The sequence below is a fragment of the Bifidobacterium sp. WK012_4_13 genome (assembly GCF_041080835.1).
In the GTDB taxonomy this organism is placed as follows: Bacteria; Actinomycetota; Actinomycetes; order Actinomycetales; family Bifidobacteriaceae; genus Bombiscardovia; species Bombiscardovia fermentum.
The window spans coordinates 2,325,220-2,345,085 of sequence record NZ_CP129683.1 but is presented as its reverse complement, the minus strand read 5'-3'; the positions used below and the strand labels follow the sequence as shown (position 1 = coordinate 2,345,085).

Annotated in this window: 16 protein-coding genes and 2 pseudogenes; 7 read left to right on the top strand and 11 right to left on the bottom strand. The window is 56.6% G+C overall.

What is annotated here, in order from left to right:
- Positions 1-33: 33 nt before the first annotated feature.
- A complete protein-coding gene (locus QN062_RS09505) occupies positions 34-1,026 on the bottom strand; it encodes a carbohydrate ABC transporter permease (protein WP_369341558.1) in 993 nt (330 codons plus the stop codon).
- Positions 1,027-1,175: 149 nt separating this feature from the next.
- Positions 1,176-2,489, bottom strand: coding sequence for a sugar ABC transporter substrate-binding protein (locus QN062_RS09500; protein ID WP_369341557.1), 1,314 nt, complete (start codon positions 2,487-2,489; stop codon positions 1,176-1,178).
- Between the two features lie 430 nt (positions 2,490-2,919).
- Between QN062_RS09500 and QN062_RS09495 the strand changes: the two genes are divergently transcribed.
- The 6 genes and pseudogenes from QN062_RS09495 to QN062_RS09475 all read left to right on the top strand — a co-directional run bounded on the left by QN062_RS09495 (position 2,920) and on the right by QN062_RS09475 (position 9,434).
- The gene (locus QN062_RS09495) at positions 2,920-3,345 is read left to right on the top strand and encodes a GntR family transcriptional regulator (protein ID WP_369341556.1); all 426 of its coding nucleotides are present in this window, start codon (positions 2,920-2,922) and stop codon (positions 3,343-3,345) included.
- Positions 3,342-4,247 (top strand): ABC transporter ATP-binding protein, encoded by a 906-nt coding sequence (locus tag QN062_RS09490; protein ID WP_369341555.1) that lies wholly within the window; start codon positions 3,342-3,344, stop codon positions 4,245-4,247. Before QN062_RS09495 ends, QN062_RS09490 begins: the two co-directional genes overlap by 4 nt.
- Positions 4,225-6,231: a hypothetical protein gene (locus QN062_RS09485; protein ID WP_369341554.1), complete on the top strand. Its 2,007-nt coding sequence runs from the start codon at positions 4,225-4,227 to the stop codon at positions 6,229-6,231. Before QN062_RS09490 ends, QN062_RS09485 begins: the two co-directional genes overlap by 23 nt.
- 245 nt (positions 6,232-6,476) lie before the next feature.
- Positions 6,477-7,127: pseudogene (locus QN062_RS10095) on the top strand (helix-turn-helix domain-containing protein); the annotation flags it as partial.
- Complete coding sequence (locus QN062_RS10090) at positions 7,104-8,351, top strand: ATP-binding protein (protein WP_394854723.1); 1,248 nt, start codon at positions 7,104-7,106, stop codon at positions 8,349-8,351. The pseudogene QN062_RS10095 and the gene QN062_RS10090, both read left to right, overlap by 24 nt.
- Before the next feature lie 426 nt (positions 8,352-8,777).
- Positions 8,778-9,434 carry a uracil-DNA glycosylase family protein gene (locus QN062_RS09475; protein ID WP_369341553.1) on the top strand — a complete coding sequence of 219 codons (657 nt, stop codon included), beginning with the start codon at positions 8,778-8,780 and terminating at the stop codon, positions 9,432-9,434.
- Here the strand turns inward: QN062_RS09475 and QN062_RS09470 are convergent.
- From QN062_RS09470 to QN062_RS09430, 9 genes and pseudogenes are all read right to left on the bottom strand, one after another.
- Positions 9,406-10,185, bottom strand: a complete 780-nt coding sequence (locus QN062_RS09470) for an amino acid ABC transporter ATP-binding protein (RefSeq protein ID WP_369341552.1) — start codon at positions 10,183-10,185, stop codon at positions 9,406-9,408. The genes QN062_RS09475 and QN062_RS09470 overlap by 29 nt on opposite strands.
- A complete protein-coding gene (locus QN062_RS09465) occupies positions 10,182-11,153 on the bottom strand; it encodes an amino acid ABC transporter permease (RefSeq protein WP_369341551.1) in 972 nt (323 codons plus the stop codon). The genes QN062_RS09470 and QN062_RS09465 overlap by 4 nt, the downstream gene beginning before the upstream one ends.
- A gap of 90 nt (positions 11,154-11,243) precedes the next feature.
- A complete protein-coding gene (locus tag QN062_RS09460; RefSeq protein WP_369341550.1) occupies positions 11,244-12,191 on the bottom strand; it encodes an ABC transporter substrate-binding protein in 948 nt (315 codons plus the stop codon).
- A 339-nt stretch (positions 12,192-12,530) separates the two neighbouring features.
- Positions 12,531-13,007 carry an SsrA-binding protein SmpB gene (gene smpB, locus QN062_RS09455; RefSeq protein ID WP_369341549.1) on the bottom strand — a complete coding sequence of 159 codons (477 nt, stop codon included), beginning with the start codon at positions 13,005-13,007 and terminating at the stop codon, positions 12,531-12,533.
- A 54-nt stretch (positions 13,008-13,061) separates the two neighbouring features.
- The gene (locus QN062_RS09450) at positions 13,062-14,480 is read right to left on the bottom strand and encodes a CHAP domain-containing protein (RefSeq protein ID WP_369341548.1); all 1,419 of its coding nucleotides are present in this window, start codon (positions 14,478-14,480) and stop codon (positions 13,062-13,064) included.
- A gap of 159 nt (positions 14,481-14,639) precedes the next feature.
- The gene (gene ftsX / locus QN062_RS09445; RefSeq protein WP_369341547.1) at positions 14,640-15,563 is read right to left on the bottom strand and encodes a permease-like cell division protein FtsX; all 924 of its coding nucleotides are present in this window, start codon (positions 15,561-15,563) and stop codon (positions 14,640-14,642) included.
- 979 nt (positions 15,564-16,542) lie between these two features.
- Positions 16,543-17,272 (bottom strand): annotated as a pseudogene (gene ftsE, locus QN062_RS09440) (cell division ATP-binding protein FtsE); the annotation flags it as partial.
- A gap of 6 nt (positions 17,273-17,278) precedes the next feature.
- A complete protein-coding gene (prfB, locus tag QN062_RS09435; protein ID WP_369341546.1) occupies positions 17,279-18,412 on the bottom strand; it encodes a peptide chain release factor 2 in 1,134 nt (377 codons plus the stop codon).
- Positions 18,413-18,514: 102 nt separating this feature from the next.
- On the bottom strand, positions 18,515-18,646 hold the full coding sequence (locus tag QN062_RS09430; RefSeq protein ID WP_369341545.1) for a hypothetical protein: 132 nt from the start codon (positions 18,644-18,646) through the stop codon (positions 18,515-18,517).
- A gap of 150 nt (positions 18,647-18,796) precedes the next feature.
- On the opposite strand from QN062_RS09430, the gene dapD reads away from it, so the two are divergent.
- Positions 18,797-19,786 (top strand): 2,3,4,5-tetrahydropyridine-2,6-dicarboxylate N-succinyltransferase, encoded by a 990-nt coding sequence (gene dapD / locus QN062_RS09425; protein ID WP_369341544.1) that lies wholly within the window; start codon positions 18,797-18,799, stop codon positions 19,784-19,786.
- Positions 19,787-19,866: the final 80 nt, after the last annotated feature.

The following is a 19,866-nucleotide window of genomic DNA, read 5'->3' as shown; positions in this document are numbered from 1 at the left end:
GAGCGTCCTGCCGATTGATTTCCATGCTTGCGCTCATAGATCCTCACCTGACTTCAGAAGATTGCGAATGTATACGCCAGTAAGCAGCAGCAGCACGAGCACGGTTATCACCGAAATCGCCGAGCCCTGCCCGATGTCGAAGCTTACGAAGGCCTTGGTATAGGTGAACACGCCGATCGTCGAGGTCGAGCCGGATGGTCCGCCTTGGGAGACGAGCCATATCTGGTTGAACACGTTGAAGTCCCAGATGACCGAAAGCAGCGCCACGACCAACAGATTCGGACGAATCATCGGCACGAGAATCTGCCAGTACGTTCTCCACGGACCGGCCCCATCGAGATGCGCCGCCTCGATGCAGGAACGATCGACCGAAAGCGTCGCGGCATACAGCGTGATCGCGATGTATGGAACAGCCTGCCATACGACCAGCAGCCAGATGCTGACGAGTGCGAGGGCGGTGTTGTTCGCCCACGAGGTGTTGGTCATGTCTCCGAACACATAGAGTTTGGTGAGGAGCCAGTTCAATACGCCATAGCCAGGCTGAAACAGCCATTTCCACACAATCGACGATGCCACGTTTGGCATTGCCCAGGCAAAGATCATCACGAAGGTGACCAGGTAGCGCATGCCATTGTTCAGCCGGGTCATCATCTGGGACACATACATCCCGATGAACACGCTTCCCAGGACAAGGGCAGCCGTGAACAGCATCGTGCGGAGCATGGCAAACCAGAATTCCCTGTCAGCGAGCACGGTGGCGTATTGCTTGAATCCGACGAGATTGAACTCTCCAGTGAAGAGCGAACGCTGGTCGAAGTCCGTGAACGAAGTGAACAGCAGAAAGACGATGGGCACGGCGACCAAGGCGAGAAGGATGATGCCCGTCGGGCCGAACAGCAACGCAGCCGTGCGCCCGTCACCGCTGTGCAGCGCCTTCCTTTTTCTTCCATGCCGCATCGGTGGCTGCGACTGCGAATCAGCGTCGACAGTCTCAATCGATGGGGCAACATTCATCGAAGAGGTCATAATCCTTCTTTCATACCAATCGGATAATGCATGCGTATGCGATGCAAGGCGCTCTGCCAGCCAGAATCGTCACCGCCTGACAGTGCCGGATTCGGCATCGTCGGCGACCATGCCGGCAGAGCGCGTCGCAGCTTACTTGGAGTCGCAGCTTACTTGGAGAAGACCTGATCCATGTGCTGGTCGAATGTCTTCGCTGCCTGTGCAGGCGTTGCCGTCCCCGTTGCTATGGACTGGGTGAAGGAGTTGATCGACTTGTCTCCTTCGATGGTCGCCCAGTTCGGCGAACCTGGGGTTGCCTTGGAATCCTTTGCCGCTTCGAAGAATCCTGTCTGGACTTCAGGGAAGTCCGAGGTCTTCATTGCCTTGTCCAATCCTTCGACGGTGTTTGGCAGCCAGCCATCGTTCCCGAACACCCACTTCTGTTGAATGCTCGAACTTGCCGCAATCTTGATCCATTCCAGTGCGAGCGCGGAGTTCTTGCTCTTGGCGGCTACGGCGAAATCGGAGCCAGCGGTCATGGCGGGCTGGTTCTTGCCACTCTGGCCAGGCATCGCGAATGTCGCGAGGTCGGTTGACTTCACCGAGGAATTCAAGGTCTGCACCGAAGAGATGGCGGCGCTGTTTGCGAGAATGGCTGAAGTCGTTCCGTCGGCGAGCAGCTGGTTCTGATCGGGCTCGTCGGTGTCAAGGCTGCGCGAGGCGCTGCTCGAATATGTGTTCTGGAATGACTTCCACTCCTCAAGACCCTTCACAGCCTTGGCGCTTGAGATGGTGCCGGTCCACTTTCCATCCTTGTCCTGAGCCACGTTTCCTCCTGCATCCCAGACGAATTGCAGCATCGAGTACCAATACTGACCCGGAAGATAGAACGGAGTGAAGTTCTTGTTCGAGGAGTTCTTTGCCGCCACCTTGTCAAGGTCTGCGGTGAATTCCGACCAGGTCTTCGGCGCGGAGGTGATTCCCGCAGCGCTCCACATCTTCTTGTTGTAGACCACGGCCCTCGCTGCGCCGAACGCAGGAACCGCATACAGCTTGCCATCCACCGTCGCCGGATCCACCAGGCCGCTCAGCCACGTATTGCCCTCAGACAGATCCTTCTTGTGTGAGGTGATATCAAGAAGCCCACCGCTGGAAGCGAATCCAGCGACCTGGGTGTTGCCGATGTCGAGCACGTCCGGAGGCGTCGATGTCGACAGCGCGGTCGTGATCTTGGTCGTGATGTCAGTCCACTGCTGGGTCTCGACTTTGACCTTGGCACCTGTTTTCTTCGTGAACGCGCTGTTGATTGCGTTCAAGGTCTTGGTCGAATAATCCCCCTGCATCGCCCAGATGGTTATGGTCTTGCCTTTTCCATCGGTCGACCCCGTGGTTGAGGATGCCGAGGAACCGCCCATCGAGCATCCGCTCAACGCCAATGTTATTGCGGTCGCTGCCGCAAGAATCATCGTTTTCTTATGTCTCATTATGACCCCTTCATGTGCGTTCAATGATGCAATATCGCGACAGAAAGTGACGTCAACAAACACGAGCCACGTTCCTGTCCAAACTCCCAGCAACATCTCCCTTGAACAACTTGCCAGGAAAGCAACGGCCTCTAACTCCAAATAACTTGGTTAGTTTGCTTTCCTTATTATTACATTTACCCATCCTGTGTGTCAATTTGATTTCAGGAATGATTCGTAAGCAGTCTGTGTTTACTTGTTCGTAAAATGCAATTCTTGAACTTGTTCAGAAAGCTAACGTATTCTCTTCAATCGTTCCAGTTGACGTTCATTCACAGAATCCGTGCGGCACTGCGATGAACGATTGCCGACATGTAGTGTACTATCTGAATTAGTACAGTCAGTAAGCATGGTGGAACTGACGATCCATGACACACCATCGGAGCGACGCATGATTGAAATAGACTTGAAAAGCCGCAAGTCGATCTATGAGCAGGTCGTTCGCGGCATCAAGGAGCAGATACTCTCGGGCATCATCAAGCCCGACAGCAGACTGCCCTCGGTCCGCGAGCTGTCCAAGGAGCTGACGGTCAACCCCAATACGGTGCAGAAGGCCTTCGGACTGCTTGAATCGCAAGGCTACATATACAGCGTCTCGGGCGTGGGAAACTTCGCGCACTCCCCCAGCGAGATTCAGCCGGACATGCGCATGATCGCACAGGCTTCGGCTCAGATCCGTGACGACATCCGCGAGTTGCGCATGATCATCCCGAGCACCGAAGACTTCATCGCGACACTCACCCAGATCTTCTCCCAGGCAACCGCAGGCGATGGCACCGCCACGTCACACACTCACGAAAGCAAGGATTCGCTATGATCGAGCTTCGTTCCATAACCAAGACCTTCGATGCCAAGTCGGCAGTCTCGGATATCGACATGACCATACCAACCGGATCGATCTATGGCCTTGTCGGCACCAACGGTTCAGGAAAGACGACGCTCCTGAGAATGCTCTCCGGAGTCCTGACGCAAGACAGAGGCATCATCGCCTATGACGGTCAGCCCGTATACGAGAATGCATCCGTCAAGGGCGCGATCGCCTTCATTCCGGACGACCTGAGCTTCTTCAGCAGGCTCACCCTGAAGGATGCGGCATCATTCACCGCGGGACTGTATGCGTCGTCATGGAACCAGGACCTGTTCACCACCGCCGTGAAACAGTTCAGACTCGACCCAAAGATGCAGTTCTCCCGCATGTCGAAGGGCATGAAGAAGCAGGGCGCCTTCTGCCTTGCCTTTGCACGCCAGCCCCGGTATCTCCTGCTTGACGAACCTATCGACGGCCTCGACCCCATCGTGCGCAAGGACATATGGGAGCTCATCGTCGATGCCGCGGCAGACCGCTCGATGACCACCGTGGTCTCATCGCACAATCTGCGCGAACTGGAAGGGTACTGCGATCACATATGCGCGATCAAGGCAGGCCGGGTCGTTCTCGAGCAGGACATCGAGGAGCTCAGATCAGACATACATAAGCTGCAGGTCAGCTACGGCACCGGCACACGACCGTCCGAACAGGGGCTTGCACCGCTGAAGGTGCTGCATGAGTACGAGCGCGGCTCGGTCAGCTATCTGATCGTCCGCAATACCCCGGCAGAGCTGGAGGCATTCGTCAACCGCACCCATCCGGTTATCTTCGACACCATCGCGCTCACACTGGAAGAGATATTCATCTATGAACTGGGAGAGAACAGCCATGACTACACCAGCAAGCACTGAGGCTTCCATGATCCCATCATCATCGGGCAGGCATCCCGTATCTCGAGGCAGAGGCGCGGTGAAGGCACCGCTGCAATTCATATCGAAGGCACTGCTATGGCATGATCTCAAGGGGCTCTGGGCACTGTCACTGCTTGGCGCGGCCGTGATGGTCATCTCCGGGCCGATCGCTGTGCTGCTCACGCCGAGCGCGGGCCATGCCCAGCCGGGCATTCTGCGAATAACCGTGCAGGACGGCAATCCTGGATTTCTTGCATATCAGCTTCTCGCACCGATGGTGTTCGCACTCGCGTCGTTCACCTATCTTGACTCCTCGGGAAGGGTGTCGATCATGCATTCGCTGCCCTTGACGCGAGGCACCGTCTACCGCACGAAGACCATGGCTGGACTGATCCTGCTCTATGCCCCGCATCTCATCGCAGCCCTTTCGCTGCTGCCTTTCATGCGTTTCGGCTTCCATGGGCTCATGAGCGGAGGGCAGCTGAATCTGGACGGACAGGGCGTCGACGATGCCGGGATGCTCCTCAGCCCTAACTATGCAGATCTGCTCAGATGGTTCATCGTCAGTTCGGTGATGATGCTGTTCGTGTTCGGCACGACGGTTCTTGCGGCAACGATCACCGGCAATCTTGGCATCGGCCTGCTCATGACGCTGTTCATCAATGTGATCGTTCCCGTGCTCTATCTGCTGACCTTGCTGGTGCTCCACCTGTTCCTCTACGGCTTCTCGATGGAATCGGTGGACAGCGCCGCGTGGATGCATCCCCTGATCGATCTGGGAATGAATGGCGACCGCATATCCCCCGCGCATCTCTCCCTGTTCGTCGTGGTCGGCGTGGGGCTGCTCTGCCTTGCCATGCTTGCATATCGACGTCTGAAGTCCGAGCACGCCGGCAACAACGTGATGTTCGCCAGCGCCAAGACGATAACGACCGTCCTGGTGACCTTCGTCGGCTCCTGCCTGGCAGGGAGCATCATCCAGACCTTGCAGCAAAGTGATATCAACGCGCTTGCGGACCATACCATGTTCTTCCTCGGCGTGGTCTTCGCGTCTCCCGTCATATTCATCATCACCTCGATGATCGTGAATGGGACGGTGAAGGTCTTCACCAGACGGAATCTGCGGCGATTCGGTACATTCGTGGTCATCATCGCCATCTATTGCTCTTTCACGACATGGGACATCACGGGGTATGAACGCCGCATTCCCGCTGCCCGGGAAGTCGCATCGGTGAGTCTGCCGAACCAGAGTTCGATGACCCTGCCCTATGCAGGCAGCTACTACTGGAATTCAATACGGCTGAAAGACACGCAGTCCATCAATGACGCCCGTGCATTCCACCAAGAGATCATCGATCGTTCAAAGGATCCACGGTACGCATCGCTGTTCACCAGCACGAGTTCGGAGGATGGAGCTTCGGGCAATTCCGACCAGACATCCGAATGCAACGCATGCTATGCGCAGTCCTCGGACTACATCACCTTCGACTACCATCTGACCGATCGGAAAAGCCAGACGAGGAACTATCAGGTATATGGCAAATATCTGCTGAGCAGCCCGGCGTATCGTCGGCTAATCGACGATCCCGAATATCGGTCGGCCACAAGCATCGAAACGATCGGTTACCGCAACATTGAATCTGCATCGCTGAGCGACACGTTCGGCGAAAGCATCGATGGCAATGCTGGTTCCGTCGACCTGAGTTCCAAAGACGCCCGGACCCTTGCCAAGCTGCTCGATGAAGACTATCGGTCACTGTCAGACACCGACCTGGCCTCGATGGTGGTCGATTATTCATCGACGGGCAAGATCGAGAGCAAGCGGCTTCTCCTTGGATTCAACTTTGAACTGCACACCAGCGGCAGCGACAACGGCGAACCCTCCAGCTTCTATTACGGGATCACGAAGCAATATACCCGCAGCATTGCATGGCTCAAGGCACAGGGATTGTATGACACGATGGTCGCGGCATCGATGAAGTAGCCGGACGGACGGCCGGGTCGACCCGGCCGCATACCCATGTCAGCGTGGATCTGCGGCGACAAACCAGGCGCGTATACCCGTGCCACTGAAACCTTGCCACCGGGCCCATGACGCTTGACACATGCCAATGGACCTTCGCAACTAGACCCATGCCAATGGATTGAGCTTTGCGTCAGCCAGCTGAAAAGAGTCCGAACATGAGATAGTCTGGTTGAAAGTCGAAGCTTTCAAGCTGGGTGAGGAACATGCGAGACGATGACTACGCCACAAAGATGAGTGAGCTCATCGAACTCATGCGCATCATAGGCAATGACACCCAGCTGTGCGAGGTCAAGGAGAGCAGACGCAAGCTGTCCACCTCGATCACCGATACGCTTTCCGCCTTTTCCAATGGATCCGGAGGATACATCATCCTTGGCCTTTCGGAGAAGGCCGGTTTCACCCCAGTCGAAGGATTCAACGCACGGTCGATGCAGGAGGCGCTGAGCCAAGCCTGCGAGAAGATGACTCCGGTCGTCCGTCCAATCATCATGACGTGCCCCTTTGAGGGAAGCAACCTTGTCTTCGCACAGATCGACGAGATGCTGCCGCGCGACAAGCCTTGCCATGTCACCGCGCTCGGCGCATACAACGGGTCATTCATACGAACCGGTGACGGTGACCGACGCATGACCGGCTATGAGGTCGAGCGGCTCTTAGACGAACATGCACAGCCGATGTACGATGCCCAGATCGTTGACGAGGCCAGCATCGACGACCTGAATCCCGCATTGGTCCATGGCTTCATCGAACGTCAGCGGGAGTTGCGTCCGAGAGTGTTCGCAGAGCGGAGCGACATCGAGATCCTGACGTCATTGCGAGTGCTCGACCACATGCGCTCAAGCGACGACACCATTGAAATTGAAACCGATGCAGGCACCGCTCCTGCAACCGACGAGGGAAGGAAAGACGATCAGGGATTCATGCCTGACACCGCAGCCGCACTTGACTCCCCCTTGACACCGACGACTGCAGCGGCATCTGCTGGTGACAGCGCCACGAAGCGTGCATCACCATTGCCATCAGCACCGTTACCGTCATCGCCATTACCACGATCGCCACGCGTCATACAGGACACCGCTGTCTCTGACAAGGATCAGGCGGCCAGAGTCCTCCATCACGACCAGCTTCGCAGCGCCGAGGCGGTGTCGGATTCCGAGCAGGGCGGCACTCGCGTGAGCATGCTTACCTATCGCCAATCAGAGAACCAGAGACAGGCACTGCACTCAATCGATTCGGGCTATGCCTCCCTTCATCCGACGCTCGCAGGACTGCTGGCATTGGGCCGATACCCGCAGCAGTTCTATCCTCGGCTCAATGTCACCATTGCCGTGTTCCCTGGAACGAGCCGCTCGGAAGTGTTCTCGGGCGGAGGTCACCTTGTCACGGCCGAGACCATCACAGGACCGATTCCGGTGGTCATCGACGATGCCGTCGAATCCCTGATGTCCTGGACTGCCGGCCCGACAACGGAATTCTCTCAAAATGAGCAGGTTCCCGACTATCCGCGCCCGGTATTGCGCGAAGCCATCGCCAACGCGCTGATGCATCGAGACTATTCCTCAAAGGTCCAGGGAACCCAGGTCCGCGTTGACGTGTTCACGAACCGGATTGAAATAACCAATCCGGGAGGTCTTTTCGGCACTGTCACCCATAGCACGCTCGGCAACCCGATCATGCCTTCCACAAGGAATCAATTCCTTGTCGCGATCCTCGAAGCGACCCCCTATCCAGACGGCGGCTACGTGATTGAGAACGGCGGCTCAGGCTATCAGCAGATCGAAGCGACCTTGCGCAGGGAAGGAATGGAGCCTGCAGACATCGACCACACGATTGACAGCTTCAAAGTCACCATCACCAGGCGAAAGGCCTTCGAGAGCAACGCCGACCGGAACATTGCACAGCGCATCGTGCAATTGCTTGAAGAGAAGCCATCGGCGGGCGTGCGCGATATCATGTTTGACTTGCACCTTTCTCCAATTTCAGTTGCTTCCGGCTTGCGAGCGCTGCTCAACAAGGGTCTTATCGAATCGATCACGACACAGCCCCACCCACAGAAGCAGTATCGTCTTCTGCGTTGAATCACATCGCCCATCGTCCTGCGCCGTGACTTACCATTCCAATCTGCTTCCCCTATGTATACCAATGCATGTGCCAACGTATGTCCCAATGCATGTGCCGATCCCGATCGGACCAGCACCGCACGTCGAAGGACATCGGATTGCGAATGCTCCTTCGCCTCTGGTCGCCACGCATTCCAATGCCCGAGTTTCTTGAAAGACTTCTTCTGACGCATGCCTTCGAAGCATTTTCCCACCATCGCGAAGCCGTCATTCATCGAGTTTCCGAGTTTTGCGGCAATTACGAAGTATATAAGTCAAAATTGGCTGAATACCGGTTGGAAATTCAACGATCTGGGCGCTCATACTTCATAATTGCCGCAAAACTCGGAAACTCAGTTCAATATGGAATGATTGCTTGTCATTGCAAGGGCTTAGAAACACATTATGAACGAATATGAACATGTCGAGCACGGTTTTGGTCCGATTTGCGACGCGCAATCAGAGATTCTGATTCTTGGATCGATGCCAAGTCCGAAATCGCGTGCCGCCGGATTCTATTACATGCATCCCCGCAACCGCTTCTGGCAAGTCCTGGACGCCTTGTATTCCACAGTCGAGAGCAACACAGTCGAGAGCAACACAGTCGGAAGCAAAACAGTCGACAGCAAAACAAACGGTGTCAACACAAACGACATCCGAACAGACGCCATCAAAGCCCGAGAAAGCGATGGACCGAGGCTTCCCGAATCTTCCATAGCCGAGAAAACGGCTTTTCTACTCGCCCACCGCATAGCGCTCTGGGATGTCTTGGAGTCATGCGACATCAGAGGGGCGAGCGATGCAAGCATTCGAAACCCGGTACCCAATGACATTGTCGGCTTGATCCGGCACTCTCGAATCCATGCAGTCTATGCCACAGGAAGACGTGCGGCCGATCTCTACCGACGATACAGCGAAGCCTCATTGCGCGACGCGGAAATCACCGTGCCCCTTATCGCCCTGCCTTCGACAAGCCCGGCCAATGCCGCCATGTCGCTGCCACAGTTGATCGAGGCCTATCGCTGCATCACATTCACAGAACCGACTTCAGGAAAGCCTTGAACCGTGCCGTCTGGGGGTCATCGATGATCTCAGGCCCGCCGTGTTCGACGACGACTCCCTGATCCAGGAATATGATCTGATCGGCGACCTCGCGGGCAAACCCCATTTCATGAGTCACCACGACCATCGTCATGCCTTCCTCCGCAACCTGCCGCATGACGCTCAGCACCTCTCCCACCAGTTCCGGATCGAGGGCCGAGGTCGGCTCATCGAACAGCATGATGTTCGGATGCATCGCCAACGCCCTGGCAATGGCGACACGCTGCTGCTGTCCGCCTGAAAGCTGGGAAGGGTAATAGTTCAGACGGTCTGCAAGCCCGACGCGTGTCAACTGCCTGACCGCCTCCTCCCGAGCCTCCGTCTTTGAACGATGGGCGACGTGGACCGGAGCCTCCATCACATTCTCTATCGCAGTCTTGTGAGGGAACAGGTTGAAGCGCTGAAACACCATGCCAATCTTGGAACGCTGCTCGGCAATGGCCTTGTCATCGAGCTCCTGCAAGCCGGCATCCGCGCCAGAACCCACGCGCCTGTAGCCGATGAGGTCGCCATGCACAAGAATGTCGCCCGCCGTTCGTGTCTCAAGCTGATTGATCATGCGCAAAAGCGTGGATTTCCCAGATCCCGAAGGTCCGAGAATCGCGGTTACGCTGCCTTTGGGAATATCGATGTCAATACCCTTCAGCACATGCAGGGCACCGAACGCCTTGTGAACACCCTTGATTTCAATCTCGGCCGTTTCGCTGCTCATGCGTTGAGTCCTCCCATTTTTACCTTGTTCATTCTCGCGGCATCCACTGGAGTCTCGCCCTCGGGACGATCGATCGCCGCGGATTTGCCACCACGCGATGGAGAGCTCCTGTCAAACCCCTTGCCGAAATGCTTTTCCAATTGAGCCTGCAGCACCATAAGAATGGTGGTGATGACCAGATACCAGATGCTGGCCACCAGAAGCAGTGGTATCGGCTTATAGATACGGCTTGCTATGGCATTCGTCGCGAATTGAAGCTCAAGGTTGAACGGCACTGCCAGAACCAGTGAGGTGGTCTTGAGCATGCCGATCGTCTCGTTCCCTGTCGGGGGGACGATGATGCGCATTGCCTGAGGAAGAACGATCCTTCGCATGATCAGCGACCTTCTCATGCCCAGGGCCTGTGCGGCCTCGGTCTGGCCCTCATCCACGGCCTCTATGCCTGCACGGACGATTTCAGACAGGTATGCGGCTTCGTTGAGCCCAAGACCAAGCACGGCCGCGACGCTCGCCGTCACCACGCTTTTGGTGTCGATGCTCCAGAACTCAGGACCAAATGGCACACCTACCGCGAGACGTGGGATCAGCACCGCGAACAGTCCCCAGAAGATCAGCTGCGTATACACAGGGGTGCCACGGAAGAACCAGATGAAGAACCAGCTCACCCAGCGCAGCACAGGATTCGAGGACTTGCGCATCACCGCGAGAATGATCGCCAGCACGGTCGCTATCACCATCGAATAGAGCGTAAGCTTCAAGGTCCAGCCGATGCCACTGAGAACGTTCTCGTTGAAGAGATATGTCCATACCGTGGACCAGTCGAAGTTCGGGTTGGTGACAATGCCATGAGCAAGCATGAGCGCGAATATCAGCACGATGATTGCGGCAACGACAGGCCCGGGCTTTCTCACAGGCCGGGCATGAATCTCACCTGGTATGTCCAACTCCGAATCTTTTCGACTCTTCATTCAATCTCCCCTAACGTGACTCAACCTCAGATCCGCACGAGCTTGCGCCATATGTAAGCTCGTGCGGATCTGAGGCGTCATGCACATGCATCAGTCCGAAACGGACGGATTTATCTCTGCCTTGGTTATGGCTCCGTCCTGCGCTCCCCAATGTGAAAGTATCTTAGTATACATTCCGTCGTCAATCAGCTTTTGCATCGCCTTTTGAACGGCATTCGCCATCGCCGTGTCGCCCTTCTTCACAGCCACGCCCTGCGGGGCGATGCCGATATCGTTGCCCAGGGTCTGCAGCTGGTCTCCGGTCTGACGGATCGCGTACCCAGCGACTGGACTGTCGACGTAGAGCGCGTCGACCTTGCCGGTCACGAGTGCGGTGGTGACATCGGTCTGCTGGCTATATGACAGAATGTTGACTGCCTTCTTGCCGTCTGCGACGCATTTCTTGCTGGTCGCCTTGATGTCATCCTCTTCGGTCGTGGAAGTCTGCACCGACAGACTCACGCCGCACAGGTCGTTCACGTCGACCTTTTGGGGATTGCCCTTCTTCACTGCATATGACATTCCAGCCTTGAAATATGAAACGAAATCGATTGCCTTCATACGCTCGTTGGTGATCGTGAAGCTCGAGATGCCAATGTCATATTTGCTTCCGATGCTGGGAATGATCGAATCGAATGTCGCGGTTTCTGGATTTGCCTTCACGCCAAGAACCCGTGAAAGCGCATCGAGCAGGTCCACATCGTAGCCGATGGGAGTCTTTCCATCTGAATCAAGGAATTCTGCAGGAGCATATGACGTATCCATGCCGACCGTCAGGGTTCCGCTCTTTGCAACGCTTGCCGGAAGCAGGGCCGCGATTGCATCGTCCTTTTTCACGGAGCTCACATCATAGGGTCGAATTGCCGCAGCCGATGAGCTCGCGCTGCCCGAACTGGCGCTGTCGCTGGTATCAGTCGTTCCGCAGGCGGCAAGCGTCGCCAGAAGCGCAATGCTCATGACCGCTGACATGCCGGCCTTGATGTTCGTTGAAATGTTCAATGCCCTCTCCCCCCAGATGAGACCAAAGTTATGGTACGCATAACCATACAGCCTCAAAGCATGGTCAAATGAAACAATCTGGTTACAAACATGCCATTAAGCATTATTCATCATCGATTCATGAATGGCCATGCACATCTGGAAATTCCCAGCGATCGTCGGTCGCTGCATCGATGACGGGGCAACGAAATGACATCCCGATGAAATGACGGGGCAATGAAATAACAGACCGATGAAATCGGCCATCCGGCACCCGACAAGACCCAGCAAGACCCGACAATATGCTGCGCTCCCGCCCACACATGGGCACGGCGACATGATCCCCACGACAGGGCAGAATCAGCCCCGTTGATTTCTATAGCGCATCATTCGCTGTGCATCTCGCTTGTCCTGAGCCTCACGAAGACTCTGGCGCTTGTCGTATTCACGCTTTCCCCGCGCAAGTGCGATCTCCGCCTTGACCCGGCCATCCTTGAAATACAAGCTCAGTGGGATGATCGTATACCCCTTGGCCTCCGTCTGCCGTGACAGCCTGGCGATCTCTCTGGAATGAAGCAGCAGCTTGCGCTTGCGCTTGGGCGCATGGTTGTTCCATGTGCCATTGAGATATTCCGGAATGTTCGCGTTTTCAAGCCACATCTCGCCATGTCGATCGATGCTCACGAAGGATTCGGCCAAGGACGCCCGCCCCTCACGCAATGACTTGACCTCAGTGCCGGTCAGCGCGAGCCCAGCCTCGAGATGGTCCTCGATTTCGTAATCATGACGCGCACGACGGTTCGTGGCGACCGTGGAGATCCCCTCTTCTTTTGACATGATGCCTTTCTTCACAAACGTCTCGTCACGTCTCAGCCCATGTCTGAAACGATCTCAGTATTGAATGTATTGGAACCGACTTGGGCTGGACACGATTTCTGTCGTCGGGAACGATGCGAAGCCGGTTCCACCCTCGGAAATCAGAATCGTACCATCCGTGTTGACTCTCTCGACGATCGCGACATGTCCGTATGCAGCGTTTGCGGTCCATGTCGTCACTCGCTGTCCGGGCGCGACCACCATGATGGCGCCGACGTGAGGCGTGTTATTGACCAGGTATCCCAAGCTCCGCGCAGTGCTTGCCCACGCACCACCGTTGCCCATGTATGAGCCCACGGGAAGCCCAAGCTGCGTGCGTCGCAGATAGGCCCACAGCGTGCATTGCTTCGTGGGGTATGCTCCCGATCCGACGCTTGTCCTGCCAGTGCTGTGCCCATAGCAATATGTCGCCGTCGAACCGCAGCTTCCTGGAACCGAATAGCTCATGCCGCTTGCGCCTGATGAGGCTGCCGAACTTGAGCTCGAACTCGAACTGGAAGACGAGCTTGAACTGGATCCCGACGATCCCGAGGACGCGCTGGAGCTGGACGAACTGCCGGAACTTGAGGAACTCGAGGAGGACACCTGCTGTGCGCCGCCGGAACTTGCCGACGCCTGTGCTGCGGCGGCAGCGACCTGCTGGTTATAGGAATCGATCTGCGACTTTATCGTAACGATGTCGGCAGCCTGCTTTGCAGCGGCGGTCGTCAGCTCGCTCTTCTGCGATTCGAGGCTGGCGCGCTGCGTTGTGCCTTCGTCACGAAGCTTCTGCAGTGCGGCCTGCTTGGCCTGTGCCTCGGACACCGCCTTCTGTGCCGTTGCCGACTGCTGATCGGCCTGCGTCTTGAGCGTGGCGATCTCCTGCTCGATGGATTCAAGGCGTTGCTTGCGGTTCATCGAGGTGTTCAGCGTTGTCGCAGCCGAATCGGCAGCCTGACCTTCCGTTCTGGTGACGGCGACGTTGGCCTGCATGGAATCGACGAACTGCTGCGTCGTCTTGGAATTCGTCACCACATCCATGACCTGAGACGTGTTTGAACCGTGGAAGCTGTCGCGGGCCAGCTGTGCCACGGCCTCCTTCGCATCATCGTAGCTTTCACCGGTCTGGGCGATCTTCTTTTCCAGATCGGTCTTGTCCGCCTTTGCCGCGTTCAGTCTCTCCTGAGCTGCGGTCGCCTGGTCCTTGGCCTGCTGGGCGGTGTCCTGCGCCGTATTGGCCGCGGTCTGGGCAGCAGGAATCTGATTGGAAGTCAGGTCATTCAATTCCAGAATCTTGTTCTGCAATTCCGTGCTCACGCCCGCAAGCTGAGATTTCAGCTGATTGCTGGTGGTGACAGCCTGCTGGTATTGAGAATAGCTAGGAACCGCCTCGGCATTGGTGACCACGGTGCCCGCACTTGCCGCACCGATGGTCATGAACATGGCAAAACTCATTGCAGCGCATAGAAAAGCGCGGTTTCTTCGCGTTGACCCCATTACCTCAACCTTTCCACTACTTCGTGTGAGACATTGTAGCGTGTAAACCTAAAAAATGCAGGTCTTCGAATATGAATTACGAACAATGAGTAAAATTTGACATGCCAGGATGCGCTGCTATGCCCTGAGATATCGTCGTAGCGACACGGCGGATGCCAGCGCGGACAGGACTATCGCTCCGACTATCAGGACCGGGGCGGTGACGAGCACATTGCCCTGCCCGATGAAGGGCATCCAGGTTATCGATTTGGCAAGCCAGTTCGTGATGAAGGTGTCAACGACAAGGCTGAGCGTACCGACAGCGAGAAGCGATCCGATGATCGATGCAACCGACCCTTCGAGGATGAACGGCAGTCGAATGGTCCAGTTCGAAGCCCCCACATATCTCATGATCTCGGTCTCGTTCCGTCTCGATGCCGCAGACATGCGAATCGTCGTTCCAGTCAGCATGATCGCCACGATCACCATGACCCCTGCCAGCACGACCGTCACTTCGGTGGCCTTGTTCAGCGCATTGAAGACAGGATCGAAGATCTGTCGCTGGTCCTCGACCTGCTCGATTCCCGTCCTGCCCGTCAGCACTTCCGAAACTTCCTGATATTTCTGCGGGTCGGTAAGCTTCAGGCGTAATGAATCCTGCATATCGGCAGCCGTCAGGGTTCTCCCCTGGTAGACGCCATTGGGATATTGCTTGAGGAAGGTGTCCTTGTAGAACTGCTGCTTGCTCACATACGTGATCTTGGCGACATCGTTCGAAAGCTCATCGTTGATGGTGTCTTCGATCTTCACGATCTCATCCTGAGTCGGAGACTTCCCGGAAGCGCAGGATGCGGCCTGACTGGTACCGTCCGGGCAGAGCCAGACGACGACTTCCACCTTGTCGTACCAGTCGCCCTTCGCCTTCGTTATCTGGGCCTGCATCAGGACGGCCGCACCGATGAAGAGGAACGATATGAAAGTCACCAGCGTGACCGACAGAATCATGGAACCGTTTCTCTTGAGACTTGTCCAGGTCTCGGAAAGAATGAAACGCAATCTCATTGCTTGGCCTCCTCATGACCCTCTGCAGGTGGCTGTGTGGATGTTTCCTTCGACGACGGTGACTGTCTTGCTGACTTGGACTTGTCTGCCTTCGTCCCTGCCGTCGATGGCTTCTTCCGCTGTGCCACCGATGGCGGTGTGGGCGGACGCTGCGCCGCTGCCTTGACATCGTCGGCGGTGATGCCCTTCCCCCAGGTCAATGTGTTCTCAACAGGTTCGAAGGCCTTGCCGTAACGTCCCTTTTTGCCAGAATGAACGGATTGCGCGAGTCTGGCGATGCCCTCGTTGGGCTCATCTGCGGAGCCTTCCGCGGTGCTATTCACAATGTCATTCACGGTGTCATTAACCGTGTCATTCTTGGTGCCAGCCGTAGAACCAGCCGTAGAACCCACCCTGGAACCAGCCGTGGTTTCATTCGTGCTGTGACCCGCGGAGCCATGTCCTTCATTCGCTCTCGGCGCTCCCCCGGATTCGGCATATCGATCCGCTGAAGTGCGACCGTCCGCCGCAGACTTGCCATCGCCGACAGACCCGATCGATTCCTTCGAACGTGGACTCTTTGCCACTTCGCTCTTCACTCTTCCGGGCTGCGGAGCCTCGGTCCGTGCGGAATCTGGACGCTCACTTCCAACGGTAGACTTCGGTGAAACATCATCCTTATGACCGAGCGGCTGCGCCGTGCCTTCTGCATCGACCGCCTTCCGTGCCCGGCTTCGGGCATCGGAGCCATGACTGCCGTCCTGGTCTCTTTCGCTTTCTGAATCCCTGACTGGCTCCGCATCGATGACATTCGATCTGAACTTGTTCAGATGCTTGTCATCGGATGCATGCGAATGGGCGGACTGGGACGATGGGAGCGCATGCGAGTCGGACGCAGGCTTCAGAGCCGCGGCCTGAGCCGAGGTCCCAGAGTCAGTCTGAGCCGCATGCTGAGCCGCAGCTTCTGCGACATCGCCCGCAGCTCCGCTCTTCAGGGCCTGATGCGCCTTGGCGGCAACGTCCGCATCTGGGAAGAACTTCGCTGAATCATATGAACCGTTGCGCTCATCACGGACGATCTTGCCGGAGTGCAGCTCAACGACGCGCTTGCGCATCGAGTTCACTATCTCCTCGTTATGAGTTGCCATGACGACCGTCGTGCCGGTTCGGTTGATGGCATCGAGGACCTCCATGATGCCAAGGGACGTTGTGGGATCGAGGTTTCCGGTCGGTTCGTCGGCAAGCAGGATCTGCGGATGGTTCACATAGGCGCGGGCTATGGCGACACGCTGCGCCTCACCGCCGGAAAGCTCGTGCGGAAAGTTGCTTTCCTTGCCTGTCAGTCCCACCGTCTTGAGCACCTGTGGCACGAGCGAACGAATGGTGGATCTTCTCGTCCCTATCACTTCAAGGGCAAATGCGACGTTCTGCCAGACGGTCTTGTTGGTGAGCAGCTTATAGTCCTGAAAGACGAATCCCAGGGATCTGCGATACTGCGGGACTCTCCGGTTGCTGAGTCTTCGCAGATCATTGCCCGCGACTCTGATTTCTCCGTCCGTCGCAAGCTCCTCATGGAGCAGAAGGCTCAGGAGCGTCGACTTTCCAGAACCGGAGGCCCCCACCAGAAAGACGAAGTTGCCACGCTCAATCTCAAGATCCACGTCGTCCAAAGCAGGGCGCGTGCCCTTCGGATATATCTTGGTCACATGCTTCATTGAAATAAGCGCCATAAGAATCTACTCCCCATTCTCTTCCTCTGCTGCTTCCCTGCGCTGCTGATGTCTCCATCTGATGCCCGCGTCAATGAACGCGTCGATGTCGCCGTCGAAGACGCCCTGCGTGTCCGAGGTCTCGTAGCCGGTGCGAAGATCCTTCACCATCTGATAGGGATGCAGGACATATGAGCGCATCTGGTCGCCCCAGCTTGCCTTGATGTCTCCCGCAAGCTCCTTCTTCTTTCTGGCCTCTTCCTCGTGGCGAAGTACCAGAAGACGTGACTGCAGCACAGCCATCGCGGCTGCACGGTTCTGTATCTGGCTTCGTTCATCCTGCATCGTGACGACGATGTTCGTAGGCAGATGGGTTATGCGCACTGCCGAATAGGTCGTGTTCACGCCCTGCCCTCCAGGGCCTGACGAGCAGTATGTATCCACGCGGATGTCGGAATCTGGCACATCGATGTGATCGGTCGCCTCAACGAGAGGTATGACCTCAACCGCTGCAAAGCTGGTCTGTCGACGACCTTGGTTATCGAAGGGAGAGATGCGGACCAGACGATGCGTACCGCCCTCAACCGAGAGGCGGCCATATGCATACGCCGCATTTACCTGGAATGTGGCGGACTTGATGCCAGCCTCCTCGGCGTACGAGGTATCCATGATCTGCGTCTTGAAGCCGTGGCGCTCGGCCCAGCGCAGATACATGCGCATCAGCATCTGCGCCCAGTCGGCAGCGTCGACGCCGCCAGCCCCGGAGCGAATCGTCACCACTGCGGCGCGCGCATCGTATTCGCCATCGAGCAGCGTCTGAATCGCCATGTCAGACAGGTCTTTCTGAAGCTGCTCGGCATCGTGCTGGGCCTCGTCAAGCGTTTCCCTGTCCTCTTCCTCCTGAGCCATCTGCAGCAAGGTCTCGACGTCCTCGAGACGCTGCTTCGCGGATTGAATATGACGCAGCTGAGTCTGTGCGACTGAAAGCGCGCTGGTCACCTGCTGAGCATGATCCTGATCGTCCCAAAGGCCCGGGGCACTTGCCTGCTGTTCCAAATCCTGTATCTTGTGCCTCAGCAACTCTGGATCGATTGCCTTGGCAATCGACTCGTATGTCGAGCGAGCCTGCTCTATCGTCTGGTTAACGTCAAATTCTGCCATCTTTACCACCCTACCGGCCTGAACCGGAGATCTTTCCTTTGCTTACACTGATTTCACATCAGCTTCGTTCACGAATGAATATGCGTGTTCCGAAGAAATCGGTCAAAGGCCCGAGATGACTGCGGGAATGACAAGTGAGGCGAACATTGCCACCGCGAGTACTACTACGACGATGCGGGCAACCATTCTCCGCCTGTTCTGCGCATTTCTGCGCTCTCTTTGGTCATTGCTCATATCACCACATGGTACACAAACGCTTGCCCGAGCATCTTCAGGCAACGCAATCCGCACAACACCGCTATCTTGGGTGGGCCTTATTCTTGGGTCATGGCCATTACGCCCGAAATCAGGCGCATCGCCGATGACGACAATAAGGAGAGCACTATGGAATCAAGTCGAACTGCATGGGGTTGGGGTCTGGCGAGCATCAGTGCCACTGGCGACACACTGGACGTCTGGTATCCGAAGCTTGCGCTCGGCGAGGTGCCGGAGCCCTCCGCACGCCCGAATCATGAATTCGGCAACCTCATCCATGACGATGCCGACGCCCGCGGCGTTCGCAGAATCCCGGTATTCACGGTGAGCAGACTCGACGATCCGATCGAGGATGCGGCGGACGCCTATGCGCGGCTTCATCTCCTGAGCATGCGCCTTGCACAACCGAACACCCTGAATCTTGACGGCATCTTTGCCGCACTCACGAATGTCGTCTGGACGAACTACGGACCCTTCGCGGTGCAGGACTACGGACAGCGAAAGATGGACGTCATCCAGGCCGCATCACGCAATGGGTTCGGAACCGTCGCTGATGTCAATGTGCTTTCTATCGACAAATTCCCACGCATGGTCGATTACGTGGTCCCCACCGGCGTGCGAATCGGCAACGCCGACCGCATACGTCTGGGCGCATACCTGAGCGAAGGCACGACCGTCATGCACGAAGGCTTCGTGAACTACAATGCCGGAACCCTGGGAACCTCCATGGTCGAGGGACGCATATCGCAGGGAGTCGTTGTCGGCGATGGCTCTGACATCGGGGGCGGCGCATCCATCATGGGAACGCTCTCAGGCGGCGGCAAGCATCGAGTCAGCATCGGCGAGCACTCGCTGCTCGGCGCCAACGCCGGCATTGGCATCTCGCTGGGGAATCATTGCGCGGTCGAAGCGGGTCTGTATGTGACGGCCGGAACCAAGATCACCATCTATGACAAGGCAAGAATCGCTGCCGGTGAACCCCTTGATATCGTCAAGGGTGCGGAACTGAGTGGCAAGGACCACATTCTGTTCATACGCAACTCAATGAGTGGGGCGATTGAGGCAAGAAGCCGGTCAAAGGGCATCGAATTGAACGCTCAGCTGCATACCAACGCCTGATCATCCACGGATTGCCGATCGTTGCCGCCATGACAGCGACGATCGGCAACGTTCACTCAGACCGTTCACTCAGACCGTTC

Coding starts and splice junctions, on each gene's coding strand:
- QN062_RS09485 (WP_369341554.1), top strand. CDS start 4,225: ATGACTACACCAGCAAGCACTGAGGCTTCCATGATCCCATCATCATCG.
- QN062_RS09470 (WP_369341552.1), bottom strand. CDS start 10,185: ATGAGCAGCGAAACGGCCGAGATTGAAATCAAGGGTGTTCACAAGGCG.
- QN062_RS09505 (WP_369341558.1), bottom strand. CDS start 1,026: ATGACCTCTTCGATGAATGTTGCCCCATCGATTGAGACTGTCGACGCT.
- dapD (WP_369341544.1), top strand. CDS start 18,797: ATGGAATCAAGTCGAACTGCATGGGGTTGGGGTCTGGCGAGCATCAGT.
- QN062_RS09475 (WP_369341553.1), top strand. CDS start 8,778: ATGAACGAATATGAACATGTCGAGCACGGTTTTGGTCCGATTTGCGAC.
- smpB (WP_369341549.1), bottom strand. CDS start 13,007: ATGTCAAAAGAAGAGGGGATCTCCACGGTCGCCACGAACCGTCGTGCG.
- ftsX (WP_369341547.1), bottom strand. CDS start 15,563: ATGAGATTGCGTTTCATTCTTTCCGAGACCTGGACAAGTCTCAAGAGA.
- QN062_RS09430 (WP_369341545.1), bottom strand. CDS start 18,646: ATGAGCAATGACCAAAGAGAGCGCAGAAATGCGCAGAACAGGCGGAGA.
- QN062_RS09500 (WP_369341557.1), bottom strand. CDS start 2,489: ATGAGACATAAGAAAACGATGATTCTTGCGGCAGCGACCGCAATAACA.
- QN062_RS09490 (WP_369341555.1), top strand. CDS start 3,342: ATGATCGAGCTTCGTTCCATAACCAAGACCTTCGATGCCAAGTCGGCA.
- QN062_RS09465 (WP_369341551.1), bottom strand. CDS start 11,153: ATGAAGAGTCGAAAAGATTCGGAGTTGGACATACCAGGTGAGATTCAT.
- QN062_RS10090 (WP_394854723.1), top strand. CDS start 7,104: ATGCGCTCAAGCGACGACACCATTGAAATTGAAACCGATGCAGGCACC.
- prfB (WP_369341546.1), bottom strand. CDS start 18,412: ATGGCAGAATTTGACGTTAACCAGACGATAGAGCAGGCTCGCTCGACA.
- QN062_RS09495 (WP_369341556.1), top strand. CDS start 2,920: ATGATTGAAATAGACTTGAAAAGCCGCAAGTCGATCTATGAGCAGGTC.
- QN062_RS09450 (WP_369341548.1), bottom strand. CDS start 14,480: ATGAGTTTTGCCATGTTCATGACCATCGGTGCGGCAAGTGCGGGCACC.